The 12,945-nt window shown below is 58.1% G+C and carries 12 protein-coding genes; 2 read left to right on the top strand and 10 right to left on the bottom strand.

What is annotated here, in order from left to right; translation table 11 throughout:
• Positions 1–29: 29 nt before the first annotated feature.
• From KGB06_RS04415 to KGB06_RS04380, 8 genes are all read right to left on the bottom strand, one after another.
• The gene (locus KGB06_RS04415; protein WP_223512102.1) at positions 30–764 is read right to left on the bottom strand and encodes an amino acid ABC transporter ATP-binding protein; all 735 of its coding nucleotides are present in this window, start codon (positions 762–764) and stop codon (positions 30–32) included.
• Positions 761–1,432 carry an amino acid ABC transporter permease gene (locus KGB06_RS04410; RefSeq protein WP_150779483.1) on the bottom strand — a complete coding sequence of 224 codons (672 nt, stop codon included), beginning with the start codon at positions 1,430–1,432 and terminating at the stop codon, positions 761–763. Before KGB06_RS04410 ends, KGB06_RS04415 begins: the two co-directional genes overlap by 4 nt.
• Positions 1,432–2,178 carry an amino acid ABC transporter permease gene (locus KGB06_RS04405; protein WP_223512100.1) on the bottom strand — a complete coding sequence of 249 codons (747 nt, stop codon included), beginning with the start codon at positions 2,176–2,178 and terminating at the stop codon, positions 1,432–1,434. The genes KGB06_RS04410 and KGB06_RS04405 overlap by 1 nt, the downstream gene beginning before the upstream one ends.
• 351 nt (positions 2,179–2,529) lie before the next feature.
• Entirely contained in the window at positions 2,530–3,444 is a 915-nt protein-coding gene (locus tag KGB06_RS04400; RefSeq protein ID WP_223512098.1) for a glutamate/aspartate ABC transporter substrate-binding protein, read from the bottom strand.
• A 438-nt stretch (positions 3,445–3,882) separates the two neighbouring features.
• Positions 3,883–5,421, bottom strand: a complete 1,539-nt coding sequence (gene glpD / locus KGB06_RS04395) for a glycerol-3-phosphate dehydrogenase (protein ID WP_223512097.1) — start codon at positions 5,419–5,421, stop codon at positions 3,883–3,885.
• A gap of 303 nt (positions 5,422–5,724) precedes the next feature.
• Positions 5,725–6,480: a DeoR family transcriptional regulator gene (locus KGB06_RS04390; protein WP_007943555.1), complete on the bottom strand. Its 756-nt coding sequence runs from the start codon at positions 6,478–6,480 to the stop codon at positions 5,725–5,727.
• Between the two features lie 95 nt (positions 6,481–6,575).
• A complete protein-coding gene (gene glpK, locus KGB06_RS04385; protein ID WP_223512096.1) occupies positions 6,576–8,081 on the bottom strand; it encodes a glycerol kinase GlpK in 1,506 nt (501 codons plus the stop codon).
• Positions 8,082–8,156: 75 nt separating this feature from the next.
• Complete coding sequence (locus KGB06_RS04380; protein WP_223512095.1) at positions 8,157–9,008, bottom strand: MIP/aquaporin family protein; 852 nt, start codon at positions 9,006–9,008, stop codon at positions 8,157–8,159.
• A 371-nt stretch (positions 9,009–9,379) separates the two neighbouring features.
• On the opposite strand from KGB06_RS04380, the gene ybaK reads away from it, so the two are divergent.
• Together ybaK and KGB06_RS04370 are read left to right on the top strand one after the other, a co-directional pair.
• The gene (gene ybaK / locus KGB06_RS04375) at positions 9,380–9,850 is read left to right on the top strand and encodes a Cys-tRNA(Pro) deacylase (protein ID WP_223512094.1); all 471 of its coding nucleotides are present in this window, start codon (positions 9,380–9,382) and stop codon (positions 9,848–9,850) included.
• 108 nt (positions 9,851–9,958) lie between these two features.
• Entirely contained in the window at positions 9,959–10,741 is a 783-nt protein-coding gene (locus KGB06_RS04370) for a PhzF family phenazine biosynthesis protein (protein WP_223512093.1), read from the top strand.
• 112 nt (positions 10,742–10,853) lie between these two features.
• On the opposite strand, the gene KGB06_RS04365 is transcribed toward KGB06_RS04370, so the two are convergent.
• Both KGB06_RS04365 and argF read right to left on the bottom strand, forming a co-directional pair.
• Entirely contained in the window at positions 10,854–11,963 is a 1,110-nt protein-coding gene (locus KGB06_RS04365) for an ABC transporter ATP-binding protein (protein WP_223512092.1), read from the bottom strand.
• Positions 11,960–12,880 carry an ornithine carbamoyltransferase gene (gene argF, locus KGB06_RS04360; RefSeq protein WP_223512091.1) on the bottom strand — a complete coding sequence of 307 codons (921 nt, stop codon included), beginning with the start codon at positions 12,878–12,880 and terminating at the stop codon, positions 11,960–11,962. Before argF ends, KGB06_RS04365 begins: the two co-directional genes overlap by 4 nt.
• Positions 12,881–12,945 lie beyond the last annotated feature (65 nt).

Below are 12,945 nucleotides of genomic sequence, written 5' to 3'. Positions count from 1 at the left end.
CGTGCTCCTACAGGGGAGCGGTGTTTTGTTTAGTGCTGCAGAATCTTGTTGAGGAAGTGCTGTGTCCGCTCGGCACGGGCGCCGATGTCGCCGAAGAATTCCTCTTTCTGGCAGTCTTCGATGATTTTGCCCGCGTCCATGAAGATCACCCGGTCCGCCACTTTACGGGCGAAGCCCATTTCGTGGGTCACGCACATCATGGTCATGCCTTCGTGGGCCAGTTGCACCATCACATCGAGCACTTCGTTGACCATTTCCGGGTCCAGTGCCGAGGTCGGTTCGTCGAACAGCATGACGATTGGGTCCATCGCCAGTGCGCGGGCAATCGCCACACGCTGTTGCTGACCACCGGAAAGCTGGCCCGGGTGCTTGTGAGCATGGGCAGACAGGCCGACGCGCTCAAGCAGTTGCAGGCCTTTCTTGGTGGCTTCTTCCTTGCTGCGGCCCAACACCTTGATCTGCGCGATGGTCAGGTTTTCGGTGATGGTCAGGTGCGGGAACAGTTCGAAATGCTGGAACACCATGCCAACGCGCGAACGCAATTTCGGCAGGTTGGTCTTCGGGTCGGCAATCGAAGTGCCGTCGACCACGATGTCGCCTTTCTGGAACGGTTCCAGGGCGTTGACGCACTTGATCAGGGTGGATTTGCCGGAGCCGGACGGCCCGCATACCACGATCACTTCGCCTTTTTTGACCTCGGTGCTGCAATCAGTCAGTACCTGGAAGTCGCCATACCACTTGTTGATGTTCTTGATAGAGATCATACGGCAAACCTTTTTTGCAGACGCTTGACCAGCAGCGAGGCGGCAAAGCTGATTGTGAAGTACACGAGACCTGCGAAGATCAGGAACTCATTGGAGCGGCCAATAATGTCGCCGCTGGCACGCGAGGCGTTGAGGAAGTCCACCAGGCCGACCGCGTAAACCAGCGAGGTGTCCTGGAACAGGATGATGCTCTGTTGCAGCAACAGCGGGGTCATCTTGCGGAACGCTTGCGGCAGGATGATCAGACGCATCATCTGGCCGTACGTCATGCCCAAAGCCTGGGCAGCGCCCATCTGGCCTTTGGGAATCGACTGCACACCGGCCCGGACGATTTCGCAGAAGTACGCCGCTTCAAACATCATGAAGGCCACGATGCACGAAGCGAACGCGCCGATCGGGGTGTCTTCGCCGGTGATCCAGCGCAGCACGAACGGCACCGCCAGGTAGAACCAGGTGATCACCAGCAGCAGCGGGATCGAGCGGAAGTAGTTAACGTAGGCGCCGGCAATGTTCGACAGCAGTTTGCTGTGGGACAGGCGCATCAGGGCCAGGATCGTGCCGAGGATAATGCCGCCGACCACGCCCATGACCATCAGCTTGAGGGTCATGACCATGCCGTTCCACAAGCCCGGCAGGGAAGGGATGATTCCCGAGAAGTCGAATTCCATCATTTACCCCCTACGGAGATCAGGCCCGGTACGGCCACTTTCTTCTCGACCAGGCGCATCAGCAGCATCAGGCTCATGTTCAGGGTGAAGTAGATCAGGGTTGCCAGGGTGAAAGCTTCGAACAGGTTGGCGGAGAACTCGGCGGTCTGTTTGGTTTGCGCGAGCAGCTCCATCAGGCCGATCAGCGAGGCCACGGACGTGTTCTTGAACACGTTGAGGAATTCCGAGGTGAGCGGCGGAATGATGATCCGGTAGGCCTGGGGCAGCAGCACGTTCCAGTAGATCTGTGGCAGCTTGAAGCCCATGGCGCGAGCGGCGGACTCCTGGCCTTTGGGCAGGGCCTGGATGCCGGTGCGCACTTGTTCGCAAACGCGAGCGGTGGTGAACAGACCCAGGCAGACGACGACGCTCAGGAAAGCCGAGGTGACCGGGCTCAGGTCCTGTTTGTACCATTCTTGCAGGTCTTGCGGCAGCAGGTCAGGCACCAGGAAGTACCAGATGAACAGCTGAACCAGCAGCGGCACATTACGGAAAAGTTCGACGTAGCAGGTCGCGATGCCCGATACGATGCGATTCGGTACGGTGCGCATGACGCCCAGAATCGAGCCCAGTGTCAGGGCGATGATCCAGGCCACGATGGCGATGGCAATGGTCCAGCCCAAACCGGCGATGTACCAGTCGAGATAGGTCTCGCTGCCAACGCCAGTGGACTTGAAGAACACGCCCCAGTCCCAGTTGTAATTCATTAGGGTCTCCCCTCAGATCGTTCGATGTACAAGTGCCCGCCTGGGGAAGCTCCGTTCCCGCCCTGATCAGGTGGCCTGTGTGGTCAGTTCTGTCAGCTCAACTTCGGCTCCGGAAGTCCATCTCCTGCGTTGCTGTTCCTCGCCATAGCGGGCTATGACTCGTCACAGCGCCTTGGATATGAACATCCGGCACCGAATTTGAGCTAACGAACTGACCGTACAGGCCACTACGATCAGGCACACACGAGCGGCTCGACAGCCACCGGTTCGAGTGTTTCCAAAAATGCCAGCAGGGAGTGACAAACCCCTGAAAGGGCAGCGGCCCTCTCAGGAGATAAGGTTAGTCAGAAATCAGGATTTCTTTTCGTCAGCCGCTTTATCGGTCGGATTGGCGATCAGGGCCTTGAGTTCGTCGCTCATCGGGAAGTTCAGGTTCAGGCCTTTAGGCGGAATTGGCGCCATGAACCATTTTTCGTAGATCTTGTTGATCTCGCCCGACTTGTAAGTGGCGATGATGGCGTCATCCACCGCTTTCTTGAACGGCTCGTCGCCCTTGCGGACCATGCAGCCGTAGATTTCGAAGGACTGTGGCGTACCGGTCACGGCCCAGTCATCGGCTTTCTTGGCCTTGGCTGCTTCGCCCGCCAGCAAGGCGTCGTCCATCATGAAAGCCACAGCACGGCCCGATTCCAGCATCTGGAAGGACTCGCCGTGGTCTTTGGCGGAGATGACGTTCATGCCCATTTGCTTGTCGGCGTTCATCGACTTGAGCAGGCGCTCGGACGTGGTGCCAGCGGTGGTCACGACGTTCTTGCCTTTGAGGTCGGGGAAGTCTTTGTAAGTCGAATCTTTCTTGGACAGCAGGCGGGTGCCGATTTCGAAGATGCCAACGGAGAAGTCAACTTGCTGCTGACGCTCGACGTTGTTGGTGGTGGAGCCGCACTCGACATCCACGGTGCCGTTCTGCACCAGCGGGATACGGGTTTGCGAGGTCACCAGGTTGTATTTGACCTGGAGGTTCGGCATGTCGAGGTCTTTCTTGATGGCTTCGACGATTTTTAGTTGCAGATCGTGGGAGTAGCCGACCGGCTTGCCGGAAGCGTCCGCGATGTACGAAAACGGAATGGAAGCGTCACGATGCCCGAGGGTGATGACACCGGACTCTTTGATCTTTTTCAGGGTGCCGGTGAGTTCGGCAGCGAAAACCGGAGTGCTGATCAGAGCGGCAGCAATGGCTGCGCCCAGGATGTGGGGAACGATGCGCATCAAATTTTCCTCGACATTGTTTTTTTTATGGAGCCAGTTTATCGGCCCTTTTGTGCTTCGAACGCCTGTGGGCTCCTGAAGGGGCGCAACAGGCATTCGTCGAAGAAGTGTAGAGCATGACTCGTGCCAGGCTAGGTAGAACAGGTTAACTTATTGATTTATAACGGTATTAAATATTTATGGCGTTATTTGTCGCGTGGAATAATCCGGTTAACCGAATCGACCGACAGGTCGCGTTCGGAAAACCGAATGCCATCCCGTACTCCTGTAATTGAATGGGCTTGCCCGCGATGGCGGCGTGTCAGTCACCACAGATGTTGGCTGGAAGACCGTCATCGCGGGCAAGCCCGGCTCCTACAGGGACGTGGTGGTGTCTGGCAGTATGCAAAAAGCCCCTGAATCTCTCGATTCAGGGGCTTTGCTTTAACCGATTGCCGATCAGGCCGCTTCGATCTTGCTGCGGTTCTGTTCGACCTTGCTCAGGTAATCCGCCAGTTTCTGTTGTTGCGCCGCAGTGGTGAACAGCCCGAGCTTGCTACGACGCCACAATACGTCATGCGCGGTGGTCGCCCATTCATCGCTGCACAGGTAATCAACTTCGCGGGTGTAGAGCCCGCCGCCGATGTGTTCACCCATATCACTGAGGTTCTGCACACCTTCGAGCATGCGCCAGGTGCGGCTGCCGTAGGTGGTGGCCCAGCGGCGGGCGATTTCGGTTGGCACCCAGTCGAACTTGTCGCGGATCAAGGCGCACAAGGCTTGTGGGGTGGTCATGTCTTCGCCGCCCGGCAGTGTGGCGCTCGCAGTCCAGCTTGGCTTCATGTGGGTGAAGTACGGCGTCAGCTGCGCCAACGCCGATTCGGCCAGTTTGCGGTAAGTGGTCAGCTTGCCGCCGAACACCGACAGCAAGGGCGCTTCTTCACCGGTGCACGACAGTGCCAGGGTGTAGTCGCGGGTGACGGCCGACGGGTTGTCGGACTCGTCGTTGCACAGCGGGCGAACACCGGAATAGCTGTGCAGGATGTCGTCGCGGCTGATCTGCTTTTTGAAGTGGGCATTGACCACGTTCAACAGGTAATCGGTTTCGCCATCGGTGATCGCAACTGCAGCCGGGTCGCCGGTGTACTCACGGTCGGTGGTGCCGATCAGGGTGAAGTGGTTCAGGTACGGAATAGTGAAGACGATGCGTTGATCTTCGTTTTGCAGAATGTGCGCATGTTCACCTTCGTACAGTTTCGGCACGATCAGGTGGCTGCCCTGAATCAGGCGAATGCCGTACGGCGATTCCATCTTCAGGTCGTCACGAATGAACTTGGCGACCCACGGACCGGCCGCGTTGACCAGTGCCTTAGAGCGGATCGAAAACAGGCTGCCATCGGCGCGTTCCAGGTTCAGGTGCCACAAACCCTTGGAGCGACGCGCGCTGACGCAACGGGTCTGGGTGTGAACATGGGCGCCTTTTTCGCGAGCAGCCATGGCATTCAAGACTACAAGGCGCGCGTCATCGACCCAGCAATCGGAGTATTCAAAGCCTTTGGTGATTTCGCTTTTCAGCGCGCTGTCCGGACCGAACTTCAGGCTTTTCGAGCCCGCGAGTTTTTCCCGTTTGCCGAGGTTGTCATACAGAAACAGGCCGGCGCGAATCATCCACGCGGGACGCAGGTGCGGACGATGTGGCAGCACGAAACGCATCTGCTTGACGATGTGCGGTGCCTTGGCCAACAGCACTTCGCGTTCAGCGAGGGCTTCGCGCACCAGGCGGAACTCGTAATGTTCGAGATAGCGCAGGCCACCGTGGATCAGCTTGCTGCTGGCCGAGGAGGTGTGGCTGGCCAGGTCATCCTTTTCACAAAGGAACACCGAAAGACCGCGACCGGCGGCATCTGCTGCGATCCCCACGCCATTGATCCCGCCACCGATGACGGCGATATCGTAAACCTCAGCGAGAGGGGGCGTACGCAAGGTGGAAGTGGGCATCGGCTGGCCTCGGTGTTTGTTTTATGTATTTGAATTCGAACATTAATGTTCATTTGCGAAAATGGTAGCCCATAAAGACGCCCGCAGCCAGTTAACTTCGATTAAAAAAACTCATCGAAGGGCGGTTAAAGGAAAATTTTCGAACATTAGGAGAATTAAGAGAGAGGTGCGCAGCGATTTCTGTAGGAGCCCGGCTTGCCGGCGATGACGTACTTGAGGCCGCTATCGCCGGCAAGCCGTGCTCCTACAGGCCGCCATCGCCGGCAAGCCGTGCTCCTACAGGTTGTCTAACCGTCCTCGGTGTTAAACGACTTCCAGTCGAATCTTGTGCTGACTCAACAACTGCGCCAGTGCCGGCACAGGCGGCTGATCAGTGACCAGGCAATCGATCAGGCTGATCGGCCCCAAACGAATCATGGCGTTGCGCCCGAATTTGCTGGAGTCCGCTGCCAGTATCACCTGCCGCGCATTGGCAATGATCGCCTGCGACACCCGTACTTCCTGATAATCGAAGTCCAGCAGGCTGCCGTCTTCATCAATGCCGCTGATGCCTACCAGCGCGAAGTCGACTTTGAACTGGTTGATAAAGTCGACACTCGCCTGACCGACCACACCACCGTCACGCCGCACGTTGCCACCGGTCAGCAGAACGTCGAAGTCGTCCTTGGCGCTGAGCATCGAGGCTACGTGCAGGTTGTTGGTGATGATTTTCAGGTGATTGTGATTGAGCAGCGCCCGGGCAATCGATTCGGTGGTGGTACCGATATTGATGAATAGCGAGGCGTGATCGGGGATCTGTGCGGCAATGGCTTCGCCGATACGCTGTTTCTCATCGCGCATCTGGTCGGCGCGCATGGCGTAGGCGGTATTTTCGACACTGGAGTCGTAGGCGGCGCCACCGTGGTAGCGACGTAATAAATTAGCTTCCGCGAGCTGATTGATATCGCGGCGGATGGTCTGCGGTGTAACGACGAACAGCGTAGCCATTTCTTCGATACTGACGTAGCCGCGTTCGCGGACCAGTTCGAGGATTTGCTGCTGACGGGGAGGCAGATTCATGGGGCTTCCTTTGGGCTGCCGTGCAAAATTTGCCCATGATGCCGCAGGAATCTGCTCCCGACCAGTTACAACCCTATTCGCAACCTGTTGTTGGCTTATTCAGCGCCTTCATGGGGTTCCCAGTCGCGGGTGCGGCTGACGGCTTTTTTCCAGCCGGCGTAGAGTTTTTCCTTCGCGGCTTCGTCCAGGGTCGGTTCGAATTCGCGCTCGATCACTGCCTTGCCGCGTAGTTCTTCCAGGCTGCCCCAGAAACCGCACGCCAGGCCAGCCAGGTACGCGGCACCCAGTGCGGTGGTTTCTCGCATTTGCGGACGCTCGACCCGAGTGCCGAGGATGTCTGCCTGGAATTGCATCAGGAAGTTGTTCGCCACCGCGCCACCGTCCACACGCAGGGATTTCAAACGTTCACCGGAATCCTGTTGCATGGCGTCGAGCACATCGCGGGTCTGGTAGGCAATCGACTCCAGCGCGGCACGAATGATGTGATCCACGCGTACGCCGCGAGTCAGGCCGAACAGCGCGCCACGGGCATACGGGTCCCAGTACGGCGCGCCCAGTCCGGTGAAGGCCGGCACCAGGTACACGCCGTTGCTGTCCTTGACCTTATTGGCGAAGTATTCGGTGTCGTGGGCGTCGTTGATGATCTTCAGTTCATCACGCAGCCATTGAACTGTGGAGCCGCCGTTGAACACTGCGCCTTCCAATGCGTAGGCGACTTCGCCACGCGGGCCGCACGCGATTGTGGTCAACATGCCGTGCTTGGACTTCACCGCTTTGTCGCCGGTGTTCATCAACAGGAAGCAGCCGGTGCCATAGGTGTTTTTCGCCTGGCCGGGCTCAACGCACATCTGGCCGAACAGGGCAGCCTGTTGGTCACCGGCGATACCGCCGATGGCAATGCCGCTTTTGGTGTGGCCGTAGATTTCGGAGGAGGACTTCACTTGCGGCAGCATTTCGCGCGGAATATCCAGCACCTCCAGCATCTTCGCGTCCCACTCCAGCGTGTGGATGTTGAAGAGCATGGTGCGCGAGGCGTTGGTGTAGTCGGTGACGTGGACTTTGCCGCCGGTAAATTTCCAGATCAGCCAGCTGTCGACGGTGCCGAACAGCAGTTCGCCGTTGCGCGCACGCTCACGGCTGCCTTCGACGTTGTCGAGGATCCACTTTAGCTTGGTGCCGGAAAAGTACGGGTCGGTGACAAGGCCCGTGGTGTCGCTGATGTATTGCTCGTGACCGTCGCGCTTGAGCTGCTGGCAGATTTCGGTGCTGCGGCGGCACTGCCAGACGATCGCGTTGTAGATCGGGCGGCCGGTGGTCTTGTCCCAGACCACGGTGGTTTCGCGCTGGTTGGTGATGCCGATGGCCGCGACCTGGTCGTGATGCAGGCCGGCTTGCGCCAGGGCCTCGACCATCACGGCGCTTTGGGTGGCGAAAATTTCCATCGGGTCGTGTTCAACCCAACCGGCTTGCGGGTAATGCTGTGCGAATTCGCGCTGGGCGGTGCTGACCACATTCGCGTCGCGGTCGAAGACGATCGCGCGGGAGCTGGTCGTACCCTGATCGAGGGCAACGATGTAGTTCTTATTCTGAGTATCGGTCATGTCGATTGCCTTGGACGAAATAAGGAAGTGAGGTCAGGCGCGCAACCCCATTCGCAGGATCATGCGCCTACGGTATCAAGAAGTTCTTGGTTTGCCGTCAATGGCCGGTGTTGCGTCCTTTGTAGCAGGTGTGGCGCTGGGCAGATGACGGGCAATCAGCCCGCGATAAGCGGCAGCACCGAGGCAGGCACCGACAATCGGTGCAAAAACAGGAATCAGGAAGTACGGAGTATCACGTCCGCCAGTGAAGGAAATTTCACCCCAGCCAGCGAAGAAAGTCATCAGCTTCGGTCCGAAATCACGCGCCGGGTTCATCGCGAAACCGGTCAGTGGCCCCATCGAGCTGCCAATCACCGCAATCAGCAAGCCGATCAGCAGCGGCGCCATCGGCCCGTTTGGCAGACCGTTGTTGTCGTCGGTCAGGGACATGATCACGCCCATCAGGATCGCGGTGATGATCACTTCGACCAGGAACGCCTGGGCGGTGGTCAGGGCCGGGTTGGGGAAGGTCGAAAACACCGACGCCAATTCCAGGCTTGCCTGGGTGCCACGAACCATATGGTGGATTTGTTCGAAATCGAAGAACAGATTGCTGTACAGCGTGTAAACCAAAAGTGCGCCGCAGAAGGCGCCCGCGACTTGGGCGAGAATATAAAACGGCAATTTACGTTTTTCGAAGTCAGCGAAAATGCTCAGGGCGATGCTGACAGCGGGGTTGAGATGCGCGCCGGAAATTCCTGCGGTCAGGTAGATCGCCATGCTGACGCCGACGCCCCAGATGATGCTGATTTCCCACAAGCCAAAGCTGGCGCCCGCGACTTTGAGCGCGGCGACACAGCCTGTACCGAAAAAAATTAGCAGCGCTGTCCCCAGAAACTCGGCCATGCATTGGCTCGAAAGCGACGGTTGTTGTAAAGCAGTTGTCATTGAAAACCTCAGTTGTTTTTGTTGTCTGGCGCTTTTTTCATCATGGTCGAAGCGCGATTTTCACCAAGCCAGGATCCCCATCCTGGTTTTGGCTTACTGCTCGGTGCTGCGGTAGGACTTTTCGTTCGTATTCAGATTCGAAAAAATATAGACAAGAAACATGGCTGTCAAAGGTCGAAAGTGAACTATCAGTCATAATTCAACTATTAGTCATGTGAATGATCGAGTTGTTCATTCGGCGCTTCTTGCGCGGACGAACGGTAAAAAGCGCCGCCTGCCCTTGAAAACAGGGGCGCAATAGAGCCTTTTGCGAGTCAATGACCTAGAATCCAGCGCAGGATTTTTCTACTGCCGCCCAGTCTGGAGCTGTCATGACCCCCGCATTGGATTTGTTGAAAAAAGTTCGAGCCGAACATCGTGTGCACAGTTACGAACATGATCCCAAAGCCGCGTCCTATGGATTGGAGGCTGCAGAGAAGCTGGGGCTCGACCCGGCGCAGGTGTTCAAGACCTTGCTGGCGGCCAGCGAAAAAGGTGAATTGCTGGTGGCGGTGGTGCCGGTTGGCGGGAGTCTGGATTTGAAGCATCTGGCTCATGCAGCGGGCGTGAAAAAAGTCGAAATGGCCGATCCGGCTGCTGCGCAACGATCCACCGGTTATTTGTTGGGCGGCATTAGCCCGCTGGGGCAGAAAAAGCGTTTGCGCACCTTTATCGATAATTCGGCTCAGCCTTTTGCCAGCATTTTTGTCAGTGCCGGTCGGCGTGGCCTGGAAGTCGAGTTGGCGCCGGCAGTTTTGGCGGAACACACTCAGGCCAAGTTCGCCGATATCGGCCGCGTTTGAAGTCAGTGATGAGGTGCAGCGCTGTATGGTGAAAATCAGACCGCGCTGTCACTGGTGCGGGTCAGTCCAGCGCGGCATGCTGGTTGACCTGACAAAAGGGAGAAGGTCATGCAACTTGAATTTCACCAGGTCGATGCGTTCAGTGATCGGCCGTTCAGTGGCAACCCGGCGATGGTTTATCGACTCGATGCGTGGCTCGCCGATGAGCTGATGCAGAAAATTGCCGCTGAACACAACCTGGCCGAAACTGCCTTCGTGGTGCGCGAAGGACAGGGTTGGCACATTCGCTGGTTTACCCCGACCACGGAGGTGCCGTTGTGCGGCCACGCGACGTTGGCCAGCGCCTATGTGTTGTTTGAAATCTATAAAGAACCCACCGAGCGTCTGGACTTCATTTGCAAGTCCGGACCATTGAGTGTGAGCCGTGACGGCGAGCGTTTGTGGTTGGACTTCCCGGCGATTACTGCGGCGCAAGTGGGCGTCACCCTGGACGTCGAGCGCGCCCTGGGTGTCGAAGTGGTCGATGTGCTGGGTTCAAACGAGTTGTTTGTGGTGCTGGAGTCCGAGCAGGCTGTGCTTGATTGCCAGCCGGACATGGTCGCGCTGGCTAAGTTGCCCTGGCCGGGGGCGATCGTGACCGCCAAAGGCAGCAAGCATGATTTTGTCTCCCGCTATTTCGCGCCAGCGATTGGCATCAACGAAGACCCGGTGACCGGCTCGACTCATTGCAGCCTGATTCCGTATTGGTCGAAACGGTTGGGTAAATCGAGCCTGACCGCTTATCAATGCTCGAAACGCGGCGGGGAATTGTTCTGCCGGCTGGAAGGCGACCGAGTGAAGATTGGCGGGAATGCGACGCTGGTTGCGAGCGGAACGTTGATGCTGGGTTAACGCTGATCTTTGTAGGAGCAAAGCTTGCTCGCGATGAACGATGACGCGGTGCGTCAGCTAAACCGCGGCGATGCTATCGCGAGCAAGCTTTGCTCCTACAGAAGCGGGGGAGTCAGTTGGCGTTGCTGTAGCGGCGCACACCCGATTCGACTGCCGGAATCTGCGCGGCAGTGCTACCGGACGCCTGAAACAACACCAGGTGTTCAGCCGCCACACGAATACCGACGTCAGCACCGACCTGCCGATCCACATGACTCGGGAAAATCGATTCCAGCTGCGCCCCGGTCGGCATCTGCAACCGGTACAACGTCGATGCGCCCTGGAACGACTTGCCGACAATCCGCGCCTTCAATGCACTGTCTGGCGCATAAACGATATCGTCCGGACGCAGCAACACATCCACCGCACTACCGACTGGCCAGGTGTAGGCACGATTACCGCGCAACTCACCCAGTTCGGTCTGCACCGACTCCGGGCTGCTCAACTGGCCACGGATGAAATAACCCTGGCCGATGAAGCTGGCTACAAACGGTGTCAGCGGTTCGTGATACAGGTTGTAGGGGGTGTCCCATTGTTCCAGGCGACCTTCCTTGAACACGCCGACATGATCGCTGACCGCGAAGGCTTCTTCCTGGTCGTGAGTTACCAGAATCGCGCTGGTGCCACGGGCCTTGAGAATGTCGCGCACTTCATGACTGAGTTTGCGCCGTAGTTCGCCATCGAGGTTGGAGAACGGTTCGTCGAGCAGCAGCAGTTGCGGTTCCGGCGCCAAGGCGCGGGCCAAGGCAACACGCTGTTGCTGGCCGCCGGACAGTTCATGCGGGAATCGCTTGCCGAGGTTTTTCAGGTTGACCAGTTCCAGCAGCTCTTCGGTGACGCGGTCCTTTTGCGGGTGCTTGCGGATCCCGAAGGCGATGTTGTCGGCCACGCTCAAATGCGGAAACAGCGCGTAGTCCTGGAACACCATGCCGATCCGGCGTTTCTCCGGAGCGAGGGTGAAGCCGGCGCGGGAAAGCGTCTCGCCCGCCAGCGTGATTTCACCTTCATGCACTGGTTCAAAACCGGCAATCGCCCGCAACGTGGTGGTCTTGCCGCAACCCGAGGAGCCGAGCAGGCAACCGATGTCACCGGCATTCAAATGCAGGTTGAGGTTTTGCACGACCCGCTGGTCTTGATAGCCGCAAGCGAGGTTACGCAGGTTAAGCAGTAATGGCTGGCTCATGCGTGGTGATACGCCGGTTCAACGAGAAACTCGAGCAGGGCCTTTTGTGCATGAAGCCGGTTTTCCGCTTGATCCCAGGCCACGGAGCGTTTGTCGTCGAGCAGGTCGACGCTGATCTCTTCGCCGCGGTGGGCCGGCAGGCAGTGCATGAACAGCACATCGTCTGCTGCGAGGTCGAGCAGGGCGCGATTGACCTGGTAGGGCGCGAACAGCTTCAAGCGCTTGGCGGTTTCTTCTTCCTGGCCCATGGAGGTCCAGACGTCGGTGCTCACCAGGTGGGCGCCGCGCACAGCGTCCTTTGGATCGCGGACGATGGTCACCCGGTCGCCGGCCTTGGTCACGAACTCAGGGTTGGGTTCATAGCCTTCAGGGCAGGCAACGCGTAGCTGGAAGTCGAACTGGATCGCCGCTTCTATATAGCTGTTGCACATGTTGTTGCCGTCGCCGATCCAGGCCACGGTCTTGCCCTGGATCGAACCGCGATGTTCGAGGAAGGTTTGCATGTCGGCCAGTAACTGGCACGGGTGCAGGTCGTCGGACAGGCCGTTGATCACTGGCACACGGGAGTTGGCGGCGAATTCGGTCAGGGTGCTGTGGGCAAAGGTTCGGATCATCACCGCATCGAGCATGCTCGACATGACGATGGCGCAGTCGCCGATCGGCTCGCCACGGCCCAGTTGCGTATCGCGCGGGGACAGGAAGATCGCCTGGCCGCCGAGCTGGATCATGCCGGCTTCGAAGGAGATCCGGGTGCGGGTCGAGGACTTCTCGAAAATCATCCCCAGGACGCGGTTTTTCAGAGGCTCGAACAGTACGCCGCGGTTACGCAGGTCCTTGAGCTCAACGCCTCGACGGATCACGCTGACCAGCTCTTCGGGCGTGCAATCCATCAGGGAGAGAAAGTGCCTTGCGCTCATCATTGACTACCTTTTTGCTACAAACCGCAGATGCTCAAAGCCTTGTTTAACGGAACAACGGGCGA

The sequence above is a fragment of the Pseudomonas sp. GL-B-19 genome (assembly GCF_019956415.1).
Classification (GTDB): Bacteria; Pseudomonadota; Gammaproteobacteria; order Pseudomonadales; family Pseudomonadaceae; genus Aquipseudomonas.
This window is presented reverse-complemented; position numbering and strand designations above follow the sequence as displayed.

Coding starts and splice junctions, on each gene's coding strand:
- KGB06_RS04390 (WP_007943555.1), bottom strand. CDS start 6,480: ATGAATCTGCCTCCCCGTCAGCAGCAAATCCTCGAACTGGTCCGCGAA.
- KGB06_RS04410 (WP_150779483.1), bottom strand. CDS start 1,432: ATGGAATTCGACTTCTCGGGAATCATCCCTTCCCTGCCGGGCTTGTGG.
- argF (WP_223512091.1), bottom strand. CDS start 12,880: ATGAGCGCAAGGCACTTTCTCTCCCTGATGGATTGCACGCCCGAAGAG.
- KGB06_RS04370 (WP_223512093.1), top strand. CDS start 9,959: ATGCAACTTGAATTTCACCAGGTCGATGCGTTCAGTGATCGGCCGTTC.
- KGB06_RS04400 (WP_223512098.1), bottom strand. CDS start 3,444: ATGCGCATCGTTCCCCACATCCTGGGCGCAGCCATTGCTGCCGCTCTG.
- KGB06_RS04415 (WP_223512102.1), bottom strand. CDS start 764: ATGATCTCTATCAAGAACATCAACAAGTGGTATGGCGACTTCCAGGTA.
- glpD (WP_223512097.1), bottom strand. CDS start 5,421: ATGCCCACTTCCACCTTGCGTACGCCCCCTCTCGCTGAGGTTTACGAT.
- KGB06_RS04380 (WP_223512095.1), bottom strand. CDS start 9,008: ATGACAACTGCTTTACAACAACCGTCGCTTTCGAGCCAATGCATGGCC.
- KGB06_RS04405 (WP_223512100.1), bottom strand. CDS start 2,178: ATGAATTACAACTGGGACTGGGGCGTGTTCTTCAAGTCCACTGGCGTT.
- ybaK (WP_223512094.1), top strand. CDS start 9,380: ATGACCCCCGCATTGGATTTGTTGAAAAAAGTTCGAGCCGAACATCGT.
- glpK (WP_223512096.1), bottom strand. CDS start 8,081: ATGACCGATACTCAGAATAAGAACTACATCGTTGCCCTCGATCAGGGT.
- KGB06_RS04365 (WP_223512092.1), bottom strand. CDS start 11,963: ATGAGCCAGCCATTACTGCTTAACCTGCGTAACCTCGCTTGCGGCTAT.